This window comes from Falsiroseomonas oryzae (assembly GCF_027856955.1).
In the GTDB taxonomy this organism is placed as follows: Bacteria; Pseudomonadota; Alphaproteobacteria; order Acetobacterales; family Acetobacteraceae; genus Falsiroseomonas; species Falsiroseomonas oryzae.
The window spans coordinates 1-14,246 of sequence record NZ_JAPSMD010000110.1; the positions used below are offsets into that span (position 1 = coordinate 1).

Below are 14,246 nucleotides of genomic sequence, written 5' to 3' on the forward strand. Positions count from 1 at the left end.
CGCGGCGTCGCCGCGGGGGGCTGCGCCGCGGGTGGCGTCGCGCGTGGCGTCGCCGGCGCGGGTGCCTCGGGGCGTGGCACCAGCCGCTCCCGCCCGACAGCCGGCGCGCCGACGATGGTCCATTCGCCGTCCATCGAGCCGTCCGGGTTCAGCGTGTAGATCCCGATCCCCGGGCGCTGCGCCATGCCGTAGGCGACCGCGACGGTGCGGCCGGAGGCGGTGCCGAAGCCCTCCACCACCTGCCCGCCGATCCGCCAGAGGATGGTGAAGGAGGTGAGCCCCACCGCCCGGATCTGCGCGACCCCCGTATAGGCCGTGCCGTCCAGGTTGATCCCGGTCACGTCGTACACGCCGTCGCGCTGCGCGAGCGCGGGGAAGGCGAGCAGCAGGAAGGCGCAGGCGAGGGCGAGACGGCGCATCGTCACGAAGCTCCCGGGGGCAGCGGCAATGAGCGTATGCCGCGCCCCGCCGTCAACCGGGGTCGGCGCTACTTCACCACGGCGACGCGCAGCGCGTTGGTGGTGCCCGGCGTGCCGAAGGGCACGCCCGCCGTCACCACCACCTCGTCGCCGTGCTTCGCGAAGCCTTCCTGCGCCGCCGCGCGGATCGCCTTGGCGACCATGTCCGTCATCGAATGCGGCTCCGACGAGGGCAGGGGGTGCACGCCCCAGACCACCGCCAGCCGCCGCGCGGTCTGCTCGCTGGCGGTCAGGCCGATGATCGGGCAGTCCGGCCGTTCCCGCGCCACGCGCAGCGTGGTGGAACCGGTGCTGGTGAAGGTGGCGATCGCCTCCGCCTCCATGGTGCCTGCGACCTGGCGCGCCGCCGCGGCGATGGCGCCGGCCGAGCTCCGCTCGGGCTGCGGCCTTTCCGCATCGGTCAGCGTCCGCCAGCCCGGGTCCTGCTCCACCCGCGCCACGATGCGGTCCATGATGTTCACCGCCTCATAGGGGTATTGCCCCGCGGCCGTCTCCGCCGAGAGCATCACCGCATCCGCCCCGTCGAACACCGCGGTCGCCACGTCCGACGCCTCGGCGCGGGTGGGAGAGGGGGAGCCGATCATGCTCTCCAGCATCTGCGTCGCCACCACGACAGGTTTCCCGGCGGCGCGCGCGGTGCGGACGATGCGCTTCTGGATCAGCGGCACCTCCTCCGGCGGGCATTCCACGCCGAGATCGCCGCGCGCCACCATCACGCAGTCCGCGAGCTTCACGATCTCGCCCAGGTTGTCGATCGCCTGCGGCTTCTCGAGCTTCACCATGATCCAGGCGCGGCCGGCGGCGATCGCCTTCGCCTCGGCCACGTCCTCCGGGCGCTGCACGAAGCTGAGCCCGATGTATTCCACGCCCTGCTCCAGCACGAAGGCCAGGTCGGCGCGGTCCTTCTCGGTCAGGGCGGGGATCGGCAGCACCACGTCCGGCACGTTGACGCCCTTGCGGTCCGAGAGCGGGCCGCCGACCACCACCTCGGTCTCCAGGTGGTCGTCGCGCTTCCGCGTCACCCGCAGGCGCAGCTTGCCGTCGTCCAGCAGCAGCGTGGTGCCGATGCCGGCCGCCTGGATGATCTCGGGATGCGGCAGCTGCACGCGCCGCACGTCGCCCGGCGTGGGCGACAGGTCGAGCCGGAAGGGCTGCCCGGTCTGCAGCTGCACGCGGCCCGCCTGGAACTTGCCGACGCGCAGCTTCGGCCCCTGCACGTCGGCCAGGATGCCGATGGGCCGGTCCACCTTCTTCTCGAGCGCCCGGATGATGGCGATGCGCTCGGCATGGTCGGCGTGGCTGCCATGGCTGAAGTTCAGGCGGAACACGTCGGCGCCGGCGCGGAACAGCCGCTCGATCACCTCGGGCGTCGAGGAGGCCGGGCCGAGGGTCGCGACGATCTTCGTGCGCCGCCGGCGGCGGAGCGGCATGCGTTGGGCCATGCGGAGCGGGGATCCTTCGCGCTTCGGGGTTTCGGGCGGCGGCAGCGCGGCGGCCAGCGCGCCGAGGTCCGGCCGGATGGTTTCCGGCGGCACGGCGAGGGCGCGCGCCACCTCCGCAACGCGGTCGTCGGGCACGCGCTTCCATTGGCTGACTGCCGCGGTGGAGATGCCGAGCGCGGTGGCGATTCGGGTCACGGCGCCACGTTGGGCCAGCAGCGCCTCGAGGCTGGGATCACGCATCCGCAAAGCTTAGCGTCTCTAAGCTACGCGATCCATGGCTTCGTGATGCCTTACTATTGCTAAGTCGCAGCCGGTGTCGCCCCGCGCCGCCAGGGACCTCCGCCGCGCGGCCCCTCGCGCCTGACCGCGACGTGACGCCGCGCCGCGGACACGTGTGTGGCGTTCCTGCAACAGGCCGGCTGATTTGCCGAAGCGGCGCCGCCCTTCCGGGCCGATCGCGTTGCACGGCAGTTGCAACCCTGCCGGCGCCGGAAGCGGGCCGGGGCATTCGGGAGAATGGAGAGATGAAGCTGCGGACGTCCTTGCTGGCGACCACCCTGCTGTTCGCGCCGGGGCTCGCCATCGCCCAGCCGGTGAGCGGCCTCTACATCGCAGGCGGCGCCGGCGTGAATTGGCTGATGGATGCGGACATCGGCAGCACCGGACAGCTCGGCAGCTCGCTCACCGCGGCCGGCCTGCCGGCCACCGGCGACATCAGCTTCGACCTGGGCTGGGTCGGCGTCATCAGCCTGGGCTGGGGCTTCGGCAACGGCCTGCGCGCGGAGATCGAGGGCAACTACCGCCAGAACGAAGTTGACAACATCTCGGGCTTCGGCGGGACCTCGGCCGCGGCCGGCACCGCGCGCAGCTACGGCGCGATGGCGAACGTGCTCTATGACTTCGACCTCGGCGATGCCGGCCGCATCGGCGGCGTGTCCTTCGTCCCCTATGTCGGCGTCGGCGCCGGCTACATCTGGCGCGAGTTCGACGACATCCGCGTGAACGTGCTCGGCGGCACCGTGCGCACCGACGGCACCGATGGGCGCTTCGCCTACCAGGCCATCGTGGGTGCCGCGACCTCGCTGAACCAGTATGTGCCGGGACTCGCGCTGACGCTGGAATACCGCTTCCTCGGCACGCTCGAGAACAAGATCGACACGACCTCGGGCGGCGGCAGCTTCACGGTCAGCCGCGGCACGACGGAAAGCGAGAACTACAACCACTCGATCCTGCTGGGCCTGCGCTACGCCTTCAACCCGCCGGTCCCGCCGCCGGTGGCGGCCCCGATGCCCGCACCCGCGGCTGCACCGGCGCCCGCGCGCACCTACCTCGTGTTCTTCGACTGGGATCGCGCCGACCTGACCGACCGCGCCCGCCAGATCATCGCGGATGCGGCGCAGGCCTCGACCCGGGTGCAGACGACGCGGATCGAGGTGGCCGGCCACGCCGACCGCTCCGGCACGCCGCAGTACAACCAGCGCCTGTCGGAGCGCCGCGCCGCCGCGGTGGCGAGCGAGCTGACCCGCCTGGGCGTGCCGCGCAACGCCATCGTCGTCCAGGCCTTCGGCGAGAGCCGCCCGCTGGTCCCGACGGCCGACGGCGTGCGCGAGCCGCAGAACCGGCGCGTCGAGATCGTCCTGCGCTGACGACGACCGTGGCGGGGCGGCGCCCCTCCACGCCTGCGCTGCAACTTGGAGGGGCGCCGCCCCTCCACACCTGTGCTTCGACGTGGAGGGGCTCTGCCCCTCCACACCTCCCGGCCAGCCAAGGGCCGCAAGGCCCTTGGAACCCGGCCGTCAGCCCAGGCGGCGGCGGGCGAGGCCCAGGCCCGCCAGCGCCAGGCCGAACAGTGCCAGGGAGGCCGGCTCCGGCACGGCGGCAGGTCCGATCTGCAGCGTGTAGCTGTCGGCCGAAGCGCCCTCTCCCCAGGTCCAGACATAGGTGCCGGGCGTCACGCCGAGGCTGGCAAAGCTCTGGTTGGCCCAGCTCGTGCTGTTGGCGAGCGCCGTGCCCGAGGCGTAGCCGGCGGGCACCACCACCAGGAAGGTCAGGGCAGACAGGCCGACCAGGTCGCCCGATGCGGTGCTGTTCAGGAACAGGCCGCCCGGCCCGAAGCTCACCGGGCCCGTGAGGGGCGGCAGCCCGGCCGACGCCTGGTAGATGTCGCCGTCCGAGGAGGGGCCAAGTCGCGAATTGCCGGTGCTGGCGAAGACCAGCCCGGCGCTGGTGCCGGACTGCAGCAACGCCAGCCCGCTGAGCTCGATGGACCCGCTGCCAGTCGCGACCACGTCCGGGCCGACCTCGCTGAGCGTCGCCAGGAAGGCGGCATCGGAAACCTTCGGCGCCGTCGCCGCCAATATGGCCACGAGGGCCAGCTTCGCCGGGTGTCGCATCGGTCCGCTCCCTTGCGGGGCAGCGTTGCCCGGCGAGGGATGTTCGCACTACATTAGTGCTGTGGCAAATTCCGGGCCGCGAGACCTGCGGCGCCCGCGCGACCACGCCATGCCGGGGCGCGGCCATCCGGGGCGATCCGGGGCCCCTCGCCCGCGCCGGGCCGCGTCACGCCACCAGCACCGCCCGGAAGTCGTTGACGTTGGTCAGCGTCGGCCCGGTCTCCACCAGGTCGCCCAGCGCGGAGAACAGCCCCCAGGAATCGTGACGCGCCAGCACCGCGCGCGGGTCCAGTCCCGCCGCCCGTGCGCGCGCCAGCGTGTCCGTCGCGGCGATGGCGCCGGCATTGGCCTCGCTGCCGTCGATCCCGTCCGTGTCGCCCATCAGCGCCCAGACGTCCTGCGCCCCGTCCAGCGCCACCGCGCAGCCCAGCAGGCATTCGGAATTCCGCCCGCCGCGGCCGCCACCCTCGCGCCCGATCGTGACCGTCGTCTCTCCGCCGGACAGGAGCACGCAGGGCGCTGCGACCGGGGAACCGTGTGCGCGGGCCGAGAGCGCGATGCCCGCCAGCACCTTGCCGACCTCCCGCGCCTCGCCCTCCAGCGCGTCGCCCAGGATCACGGGCGTGAGGCCGAGCCCCAGGGCGGCCTCCGCCGCCGCGCGCAGCGCCAGCATGGGCGTCGCGATGAAGCGGTAATCCACCGTGCCGAGCCGCGGATCGCCCGGCTTCGGCGTCTCGTCCTCCGCACGCGCCAGATGGGCGACGACCGGCTCCGGCAGCTGCATCCCGTAATGCGCCACCAGGGCCCGGGCGTCGGCGAAGCTGGTCGGGTCCGGCACCGTCGGCCCGGAGGCGATCACCGCCGGGTCGTCGCCCGGCACGTCGCTGATCGCCAGAGTCACCACCCGCGCCGGCGCCGCCGCCAGCGCCAGCCGCCCGCCGGAGAAGGCCGAGAGGTGCCGGCGGATGCAGTTCATCTCGTGGATCGTCGCGCCGGAAGCGAGCAGCGCCTTGTTCACCGCCATGAGCTGGTCCAGCGCCAGCCCCGGCGCCGGCAGCGTGGTCAGCGCCGACCCGCCGCCCGAGACCAGGAACAGCACCAGGTCCGCCGGCGTCAGCCCCTGCACCGCCTCCAGGATGCGCCGCGCCGCCGCTGCGCCGGCCGCGTCCGGCACGGGGTGGGAGGCTTCCAGCACCGCGATCCGCGTCGTCGGGTGGCCATGCCCGTAGCGCGTCACGACGACGCCCGAGAGCGGCACGTCGGGCCAGGCCTGCTCCACCGCCGCGGCCATCACCGCCGCCGACTTGCCTGCGCCCACCACCACCACGCGCCCGCCACGCGGCGGCTCCGGCAGGTGGCGGGCCAGCACCACGCGCGGATCGGCGCTGGCCACCGCCGCGTCGAACAGGGTTCGCAAGGCTTTGCGCGCGTCTTGGTCCGTCCAGGCCATGCCATGTCCTCCGGGCCGCGCACTATGGCGAAGCCGGGGGGGATGGGCCATCTACGCCGCCAGGAGGACCACCCGATGCCCGCACCCGAGATGGACAAGGCCACGCAGACCGAGCTGGAGGCCGCCGCCTTCCGCCGCCTCGTGCAGCACCTGCGCGAGCGCACCGACGTGCAGAACATCGACCTGATGAACCTGGCCGGCTTCTGCCGGAACTGCCTGTCCAAGTGGTACCGCGCCGCCGCGGAGGAGAAGGGCATCCCGCTGTCCGATCCCGACGCGCGGGAGATCGTCTACGGCATGCCCTACAAGGACTGGCAGGCGCAGTATCAGAAGGAAGCCTCCGCCGAGCAGAAGGCGAAGTTTGCCGCGGCCAACCCCGGCCACTGAGCGCCGGGCCGCAAGGCCCGCACCCCCTGCCACCTCATGGCGCGCGGATCGGCGCTGCCTGATCCGCGCTGCCCGCGGCATCCCGGCTCCGGGTCGCCCGGTCTGCAGTCCGGACCCTGCCTGTTCCTCGGCGCGGCTTGACATCGATCAAGCCGCCCATGTGCGAGCGTGCTAGGTTAGGCACGTTGCAGGCTGCGAAGCCGCACCAACGAACGGCAGGAGGGACGATCATGCACATCCCCGGTCTCGCGCTAGGTTGTGCGCTGGCCCTGACCACGGGCATCGGCGCGGCCTGGGCCCAGGCACCGCAGCCGCCGGCGCGCGGGGTGGAGTTCTACCGCACCGCCTGCGCCCAGTGTCACGGCGACGACGGCAAGGGCGGCGGGCAGGTGGCGCGCCTGCTCAACACCAGGCCATCCGACCTGACCACGCTCGCGCGGCGCAACAACGGCGCGTTCCCCTTCGTGCGCGTCGGCCAGATCATCGACGGGCGGGAGGACATCGCGCTGCATGGCGGGCGTGAGATGCCGTTCTGGGGCCAGATGTTCGGCTTCGAGGCGGGCGACCGCTTCGGCAACCGCATGCGCGAGGTCTATGTGCAGGGCCGCGTCTACGAGCTCGTCCTCTATCTCAACTCGATCCAGCAATAGCGCGCGGCGCGGGGCGGCGCCGGTCGCCGTCGCCCCGGCCCGCCGCACGGCTTCCGGACGCCATCGCCGACAGGCGATCGGCGCCGGGATCGCGTGCGCCTTGGCCGGCGGGCCCCGGGATTCCGGCCGATCCGCCCGTGGCGGAGCGAGGCATTGAGCGTGCCGCCAAAGCGTGGCACCACGCCCCCCCTTCGCACAGGGGAACAGCGGGTGAGCGAGACCGACCTCCAGGACGCCAAGGCAAGCCGCGACCGCCAGAAGGCCGATCCCGACAGCGATGTCGGCGGCATCGCGGCGGACCGCCTGCGCTCCATCGTCGAGCGCATCGAGCGGCTGGAGGAGGAGCGCAAGGCGCTCGCCGGCGACATCAAGGACATCTACGCCGAGGCGAAGTCCGCCGGCTTCGACGTGAAGGTGCTGCGCCAGATCATCAGCCTGCGCAAGAAGGAGCCCGCCGAGGTGGAGGAGCAGGAGACGCTGCTCGACCTCTACCGCCGCGCGCTCGGCATGTGATGGCCGCGCGGGAGAGGGCGCCCGACTATCCGCGCCCGCCGCGCCTGGAACCCAGCACGCGCCGCGTGCGCGTGGTGCTGGGCGGCGTCACCATCGTGGACAGCACGGCGTGCTGGCGCGTGCTGGAAACCTGGCACCCGCCAAGCTGGTACATCCCGGCCGAGGCCTTCGCGCCGGGCACGCTGCGCCCCGCCACCGGACGCAGCCATTGCGAATGGAAGGGCGCCGCGCGCTACTTCGACCTGGTGGCCGGCGGCGTGACGGCGCCGCGTGCCGCCTGGTCGTACCCCGATCCCACCCCCGCCTTCGCGCCCATCGCCGGCCATGTCGCGCTCTACGCCGGGTGCGTCGATGCCTGCTTCGTGGACGAGGACCGCGTCGTGCCGCAGGCCGGCGGTTTCTACGGCGGCTGGATCACGCCGGACGTCGAAGGCCCCTTCAAGGGCGCGCCGGGCACCGAGGGCTGGTAGCGCCGGGCAGGATCCCCCAGGAGACGGAACATGTTCTACGAAGCCGGCCAGCACCGCGCCGCGGGACTGCCGCACGACCCGCTGAAGGCCATCGTCGCGCCGCGCCCGATCGGCTGGATCTCCACGCTGGACCGCGACGGCCGCGCCAACCTGGCGCCCTACAGCTTCTTCAACATGATCCAGACCTCGCCGGCCATCTGCGCCTTCGGCAGCGACGGCCTGAAGCACACCGCCGCCAATGCGGTGGCCACCGGCGAGTTCGTCATGAACCTGGCGACCCGCCCGCTGTTCGACGCGATGAACGCCTCCTCCGCCGCGCTGCCCGACGGCGACAGCGAGTTCGAGCATGCGGGCCTCGAACGCGCGCCCTGCCGCCTGGTGAAGCCGCCCCGCGTCGCCGCCAGCCCCGCCAGCCTGGAATGCCGCGTGATCCACGCGATGGAACTGCACGACATCGAGGGCCGCCCGACCGGCGGGCATCTCGTGGTCGGCCAGGTGGTCGGCGTGCACATCGCCGAATGGGCGCTGAAGGACGGCCGCTTCGACATGCTGGCCGCCCGCACCATCGCCCGCTGCGGCTACCGCGACTACACCGAGGTCACCGCGCTGTTCTCCGCCCTGCGCCCGACCGACGGCGGGAGTTGGCAGCCTGGCCAGAAGGACCTCTGACCCCGGCGTGTCACGGACCGGCACGACTTCTTGGCTGTGACAAATTCGTGTGACTCGGCTCCTTTATCGAACGTATATGCTGGGATCGTGATGGGCGGGCGCTCGTAAGGATCTTGCCCATCTCGCCAGGGGAGGGACGCGTCATGACCGCCTCGCCAGCCCCGACGCATCGCAGCAGCGCTGGGCCCGTACCGGCCCGCGACCAGATACGCTGGCGGATCGGGCGCTTCGTCTTCGATGCCGACCAGGACCTGCTGGCCGGGCCGGCGGGTTGCGTGCGGCTGCGGCCCAAGGCCGCTGCCCTGCTGCGGGCGCTTGCCGCGCAGCCCGACCGCGTGGTCTCCCGCGATGCGCTGATGGAGGCGGTCTGGCCGGGCATCGCCGTCACCGACGACAGCATCACCCAGTGCATCGTGGAGATCCGCCGCGCCCTGGGCCGCGACGCCGCGCATCTGCTGCCGACGTTCAAGCGCCGCGGCTACCTGCTGGCCGGCCCGGTGCGCGCCGAGTCCGGGCCGGAGCCGGCGGTTGCCGCGGCGGACCCGGATACGCGCCTGGACGCGTTGGAGGCGCGGCTTGCACTGCTGGAGGCGCGCCTGGCCCAGGCCGACCGGGTCAGCGCCGGGTTCACCGCGCTCATCCCTTCGCGTGCAGCCCGTCCACGACCGCCGCGTGCGCCGTCAGCACCGCGCGGCGCTTGACCTTCATTGTCGGCGTCAGCTGGCCGTTCTCGACCGTGAAGGGCGGCACCGTCGCCGTCTTGCGGATGCGCTCGATGGTGGCGAGCTTCGCGTTCACGCGCGCCACCGCCTCGCCCGCCTTCGCCGCCATGCCGTCCGCCGGCACCAGCAGCGCCACGATGCCCGGCTGGCCCTCGCCTGCCACCACCGCCTGGGCGATCTCGGGCTCCGCCATCAGCAGCGCCTCCAGCTTGGCGGGGCTCACCATGTCGCCGCCCAGCGTCTTGATGAAATCGCGCTTGCGGTCGGTGATGCGGATGCGGCCATCCACCATCTCCGCGATGTCGCCGGTGTGCAGCCAACCGTCGATGATCGCCTTGGCCGTCGCCTCCGGCTGGTTCCAGTAGCCGTCCATCACCAGCTCGCCCCGCACGCAGAGCTCGCCATCCTCCGCGATGCGCGCCTCCACGCCGGGCAGCGGCGGGCCCACCGTGGTGCGATCGTTGTTCCAGGGCAGGTTCACGCTGATCACCGGCCCCGCCTCGGTCTGGCCGTAGCCCTGGATCACCGGCAGGCCGAGCGCCAGGAAGAAGCCCGACAGGTCGGGATCGAGCCGCGCCCCGCCCGAGACCATCGCCAGCAGCCGCCCGCCGAAGCGCTGGCGCACCTTCTCCCGCACCAGCCTGTCGAGCAGCGCGTCCTGCAGCTTCTCGAACAGGCCGAGCGGCGGGCCGTCCAGCTTCCGCAGGCCGAGCGCGACGGCGCGGTGGAACAGCTTCTCCTTGACGCCGCCCTCCTTCTCCACGCCGGCCAGGATGCGCGCGCGCAGCACCTCGAACAGGCGCGGCACGGCGGTGACGACCGCGGGCTTCACCTCCTGGAATTCCGCCGCGATGCGGTCGGCGCCGCGCGAATAGACCACTTCGACGCCCAGCGAGGGCAGCAGGAAGCCGCCCACCGTGTGCTCGTAGCTGTGCGACAGCGGGAGGAATGAGAGGTAGCACTCGCCCTCGAAATGCAGCCGGTCGGCCAGTTGCGCGACGCCGGCGCGGTTCGACAGCATGGCGCGGTGCGGCAGCATCACGCCCTTGGGCGCCCCGCCCGTGCCGGAGGTGTAGATCAGGCAGGCCAGCCGCCCGGGCGGGATCTGCTCGGCCTCGGCGCGCAGCATGTCGAGGTCGCCCGGCGTCGCCTCCAGCTCCGCCCAGCGCAGCGTCCGCAGGCCCGGCGCCTCGGGCGGCGGATCGATGCCGACCAGCAGGTCGATCCCCCCCGCCTGCGCGGCGCCGTCCAGCACGCGCTTCGCCAGCGCCGTGCCGGAGACGATCGCCGCGCGCGCCCCCGAATCGCGCAGGATATGCGCGTGGTCGGCCGCCAGGTTGGTGGTGTAGGTCGGCACGGTCACCGCGCCGATCGCCATCAGCGCGGTGTCGGCGATGATGAATTCCGGCCGGTTCTCGCTCACCAGCAGCACGCGGTCGCCCGCGGCGACGCCGGCCGCGCGCAGCCCGGCGGCGACCGCGGCCACCCGGCGGCCGAACTCCGCCCAGGTCACGCGGCGCCAGGCCTTGTCGTGCCAGTGGCGCAGCATCGCCTTGTCCTGCCGGCGCACCGCCAGTTCCAGCATCATCTGCGGCAGGCTGTTCCAGCCGACCCGCTTGCCCGGCTCCATCGCGCGAATGCTCCCCCCCGGCCCCGATACCCCTGAGCAGTCCCCCAACCGGTGGCTTGGCCAGGGCCGCCGGCGGTCTATATCCAGGGTGACACGCCCCCGGACACAAGAGACGCCGTGACGATTCCCCAAGATTTCCGCCTGCCCGTCCGCGACACCGCCCGCCCCGCCGGGGGATCCGCCGCAGACGCGCTGCCGTCCTGGGACCTTTCGGACCTCTATGCCGGCCCGGACGACCCGAAGCTGGCCGCCGAGCTCGACGCCGCCGAGGCGGAGGCGAAGGCCTTCCAGTCCGCGCATGCCGGCAAGGTCGCGACCCTGTCCAGCGACGCACTGGCCGCCGCCATCGCGCAGTACGAACGCATCGAGGAACGTCTCGGCCGCGCCATGTCCTATGCGCAGTTGGTGTTCTCGGCCGATGCGCAGGACGCCGCCAATGGCCGCTTCTACCAGACCATGCAGGAGAGGGTGACGGCGATCTCCTCCCACCTGCTGTTCCTGACCCTCGAGATCAACCGCGTCGAGGACCACGCGCTCGAATCGAAGCTCGGCGGGTCGGCCGCGCTGGCGCGTTGGCGCCCCTGGCTGCGCGACCTGCGCGTCTTCCGCCCGCACCAGCTCTCCGACGAGCTGGAGAAGCTGCTGCACGAGAAGGAGGTGACGGGCCGCTCCGCCTGGAACCGCCTGTTCGACGAGACCATCGCGGGCATGCGCGTGACGGTGGCCGGGGAGGAGCTGACCGTCTCCTCCGCGCTGAACAAGCTGTCGGACCGCGACCGCGACGTGCGCGCAGCCGCCGCGCGCGGCGTCTCGGCCGCCTTCGGAGACAAGGTCCGCCTGTTCAGCCTGATCACCAACGTCCTGGCCAAGGACAAGGAGATCATCGACGGCTGGCGCCAGTACCCGCGCCCCACCAGCGCGCGCAACCGCGCCAACATGGTGGAGGACGAGGTGGTGGACGCGCTCGTCACCGCCGTGCGGGAGAGCTTCCCGCGGCTGTCGCACCGCTACTACGGCATGAAGGCGAAGTGGCTCGGCCTGCCGAAGCTGATGCACTGGGACCGCAACGCCCCGCTGCCTGACCAGGACGACGCGACGATCCCCTGGCCGGAGGCGACGCGCCGCGTGCTGGACAGCTACGCCGCCTTCAGCCCGGACCTGGCCGCGATCGGCCGGCGCTTCTTCGACAAGCCCTGGGTGGATGCGGCCCTGCGCCCGGGCAAGGCCAGCGGCGCCTTCGCGCACCCGACGGTGCCCTCCGCGCATCCCTATCTGCTGGTGAACTACCACGGCAAGACGCGCGACGTGATGACGCTGGCGCACGAACTCGGCCACGGCGTGCACCAGATCCTGGCGGGCGAGCAGGGCTACCTGCTGTCCTCCACGCCGCTGACGCTGGCGGAGACGGCCAGCGTCTTCGGCGAGATGCTGACGTTCCGCGCGCTGCTGGATGCGGAGCGCGACCCGAAGCGCCGCCGCGCGCTGCTGGCCTCCAAGGTGGAGGACATGCTGAACACGGTGGTGCGCCAGATCGCCTTCTACCGCTTCGAGACGCTGCTGCACGACGAGCGCAAGACGGGCGAGATCGCGCATGAGCGCATCGGCGAGCTGTGGATGCAGGTCCAGACCGAAAGCCTGGGCCCGGCCTTCGACTTCACGCCGGACTACAGCGTGTACTGGGCCTACATCCCGCACTTCGTGCACACGCCCTTCTACGTCTACGCCTATGCCTTCGGCGACTGCCTGGTGAACGCGCTGTATGGCGTGTTCCGCGAAGGCCATCCCGGCTTCCAGCAGAAATACCTGGAGATGCTGAAGGCCGGCGGCACCAAGCGCCACAAGGAACTGCTGGCGCCCTTCGGCCTCGACGCCTCCGATCCCGCCTTCTGGCGCAAGGGCCTCGACGTGGTGGCCGGGTTCATTGATGAACTCGAAGCCGCCGCATGAGCGACCGCAAGGAATCCACGCTGTTCGGCGAGATGCGCCGGATGGTCCGCACCTCCGGCGCGGTCACCGGCGTCGCGGCGCGCGTCGCGGGCGAGCGCTTCCTCGGCATCAAGGCCGACAAGAACGCGCATGCCGAAAGCCTGAAGCAGGTGCTGGGCGGGCTGAAGGGCCCGCTGATGAAGGTGGCGCAGTTCCTGGCCACCGTGCCGGAAGCCCTGCCGGAGGAATACGCCCAGGAACTCGCGACCCTGCAGTCCAACGCGCCGCCGATGGGCTGGGCCTTCGTGCGCCGTCGCATGCAGTCGGAACTCGGCCCCGCCTGGCAGTCGCGCTTCCGCACCTTCGGCCAGGAAGCCGCCGCTGCCGCCAGCCTGGGCCAGGTGCACCGCGCCACGCTGCATGACGGGCGCGAGGTGGCCTGCAAGCTGCAGTACCCCGACATGCCGAGCGTGGTGGAAGCCGACCTGCGGCAGCTCAAGATCGCGCTGTCGCTCTACCGGCGCATGGACAACACCCTCGACAACGAGGAGGCGTATTCGGAACTCGCCACCCGCCTGCGGGAGGAGCTGGACTACACGCGGGAAGCCTCGCACATGCGGCTCTACGGCGCGATGCTGCAGGGCGTCCCCGGCGTCTCCGTACCGGAACCCGTGGCGGAGCTGACGACGAAGCGCCTGCTCACCATGACGTGGCTGCAGGGCCGACCGATCCTGCGCCGGCTGGAGGAGGACCCGCCCGCCGAGGAGCGCGTGGCCTATGCGAAGGCGCTGTTCCGCGCGTGGTACGTGCCCTTCTACCGCTACGGCGTGATCCACGGCGATCCGCATCTCGGCAACTACCAGGTGCGCGACGATGCCGACCCCGCCGTCGGCTTCGGCGTGAACCTGTTCGACTTCGGCGTGATCCGCGTCTTCCCCGCCAGCTTCGTCACCGGCGTGGTGATGCTCTACGAGGCGGTGCGCGACCACGACATCGACAAGGCCGCCGAGGCCTACCGCATCTGGGGCTTCAAGGACCTGCGCAAGGACACGATGGAGGTGCTGAACCTCTGGGCGCGCTTCCTCTACGAGCCGCTGGTCGAGGACAAGGTGCGCACCATCACGCCGCTCGACGACCCGATGTACGGGCGGCGCATCGCGATGCAGGTGCATGAGGGGCTGAAGAAGACCGGTGGGGTGAAGATCCCGCGCGAATTCCCGCTAATGGACCGCGCCGCGATCGGCCTCGGCAGCGTCTTCTACCGCCTGCGCGCCGAGGCGAACTGGCACCGCATGTTCATGGAGCTTGTGCACGACTTCGAGGAACAGGCCGTCGCCGCCCGCCAGCAGGCCGCGCTGGCCGCCGCCGGCGTTCCGCCGGGCTGAGCGCAGCGGACGGCGCCGGTGCAGGCTACGCCGTGCGCGTCAACACCGCGGCGAAGTCGCGCCGCTGCCCCGCCGCGTACATCGCGTGCCGCCGGCTGCCCGGCAACGCCGCCCATTCGCGCGCATAGCC

14 protein-coding genes are annotated in these 14,246 nt (G+C 72.1%); 9 read left to right on the forward strand and 5 right to left on the reverse strand.

The window, feature by feature from the left end:
- Together OZN99_RS12975 and pyk are read right to left on the reverse strand one after the other, a co-directional pair.
- A partial coding sequence (locus tag OZN99_RS12975) for a hypothetical protein (protein WP_270935664.1) occupies nt 1–419 on the reverse strand: 419 nt, incomplete at its 3' end.
- A gap of 68 nt (nt 420–487) precedes the next feature.
- Complete coding sequence (pyk, locus tag OZN99_RS12980) at nt 488–1,921, reverse strand: pyruvate kinase (protein WP_270935675.1); 1,434 nt, start codon at nt 1,919–1,921, stop codon at nt 488–490.
- Between the two features lie 524 nt (nt 1,922–2,445).
- Here pyk and OZN99_RS12985 point away from each other — a divergent pair.
- Nucleotides 2,446–3,567, forward strand: a complete 1,122-nt coding sequence (locus OZN99_RS12985; RefSeq protein ID WP_270935665.1) for an OmpA family protein — start codon at nt 2,446–2,448, stop codon at nt 3,565–3,567.
- Nucleotides 3,568–3,717: 150 nt separating this feature from the next.
- Here the strand turns inward: OZN99_RS12985 and OZN99_RS12990 are convergent, their stop codons facing one another.
- Nucleotides 3,718–4,314 carry a PEP-CTERM sorting domain-containing protein gene (locus tag OZN99_RS12990; protein ID WP_270935666.1) on the reverse strand — a complete coding sequence of 199 codons (597 nt, stop codon included), beginning with the start codon at nt 4,312–4,314 and terminating at the stop codon, nt 3,718–3,720.
- 166 nt (nt 4,315–4,480) lie between these two features.
- Nucleotides 4,481–5,764, reverse strand: coding sequence for a glycerate kinase type-2 family protein (locus tag OZN99_RS12995; RefSeq protein ID WP_270935667.1), 1,284 nt, complete (start codon nt 5,762–5,764; stop codon nt 4,481–4,483).
- A gap of 75 nt (nt 5,765–5,839) precedes the next feature.
- Between OZN99_RS12995 and OZN99_RS13000 the strand changes: the two genes are divergently transcribed.
- The 6 genes from OZN99_RS13000 to OZN99_RS13025 all read left to right on the forward strand — a co-directional run bounded on the left by OZN99_RS13000 (nt 5,840) and on the right by OZN99_RS13025 (nt 9,154).
- Nucleotides 5,840–6,151, forward strand: coding sequence for a DUF1244 domain-containing protein (locus OZN99_RS13000; RefSeq protein WP_270935668.1), 312 nt, complete (start codon nt 5,840–5,842; stop codon nt 6,149–6,151).
- 230 nt (nt 6,152–6,381) lie between these two features.
- A complete protein-coding gene (locus OZN99_RS13005; protein WP_270935669.1) occupies nt 6,382–6,801 on the forward strand; it encodes a c-type cytochrome in 420 nt (139 codons plus the stop codon).
- Between the two features lie 210 nt (nt 6,802–7,011).
- The gene (locus OZN99_RS13010; protein ID WP_408611838.1) at nt 7,012–7,314 is read left to right on the forward strand and encodes a DUF2312 domain-containing protein; all 303 of its coding nucleotides are present in this window, start codon (nt 7,012–7,014) and stop codon (nt 7,312–7,314) included.
- Nucleotides 7,314–7,784 (forward strand): DUF427 domain-containing protein, encoded by a 471-nt coding sequence (locus OZN99_RS13015; protein WP_270935670.1) that lies wholly within the window; start codon nt 7,314–7,316, stop codon nt 7,782–7,784. The genes OZN99_RS13010 and OZN99_RS13015 overlap by 1 nt, the downstream gene beginning before the upstream one ends.
- A gap of 30 nt (nt 7,785–7,814) precedes the next feature.
- The gene (locus tag OZN99_RS13020) at nt 7,815–8,453 is read left to right on the forward strand and encodes a flavin reductase family protein (RefSeq protein ID WP_270935671.1); all 639 of its coding nucleotides are present in this window, start codon (nt 7,815–7,817) and stop codon (nt 8,451–8,453) included.
- A 143-nt stretch (nt 8,454–8,596) separates the two neighbouring features.
- Entirely contained in the window at nt 8,597–9,154 is a 558-nt protein-coding gene (locus OZN99_RS13025) for a winged helix-turn-helix domain-containing protein (protein ID WP_270935672.1), read from the forward strand.
- Here the strand turns inward: OZN99_RS13025 and OZN99_RS13030 are convergent.
- Nucleotides 9,090–10,805: an AMP-dependent synthetase/ligase gene (locus OZN99_RS13030; RefSeq protein ID WP_270935673.1), complete on the reverse strand. Its 1,716-nt coding sequence runs from the start codon at nt 10,803–10,805 to the stop codon at nt 9,090–9,092. The two genes, OZN99_RS13025 and OZN99_RS13030, sit on opposite strands and share 65 nt — an antisense overlap.
- Before the next feature lie 117 nt (nt 10,806–10,922).
- Here OZN99_RS13030 and OZN99_RS13035 point away from each other — a divergent pair, with 117 nt between their 5' ends.
- Both OZN99_RS13035 and OZN99_RS13040 read left to right on the forward strand, forming a co-directional pair.
- Nucleotides 10,923–12,752, forward strand: a complete 1,830-nt coding sequence (locus OZN99_RS13035; RefSeq protein ID WP_408611839.1) for a M3 family oligoendopeptidase — start codon at nt 10,923–10,925, stop codon at nt 12,750–12,752.
- On the forward strand, nt 12,749–14,116 hold the full coding sequence (locus OZN99_RS13040; protein WP_270935674.1) for an ABC1 kinase family protein: 1,368 nt from the start codon (nt 12,749–12,751) through the stop codon (nt 14,114–14,116). Before OZN99_RS13035 ends, OZN99_RS13040 begins: the two co-directional genes overlap by 4 nt.
- Nucleotides 14,117–14,246: the final 130 nt, after the last annotated feature.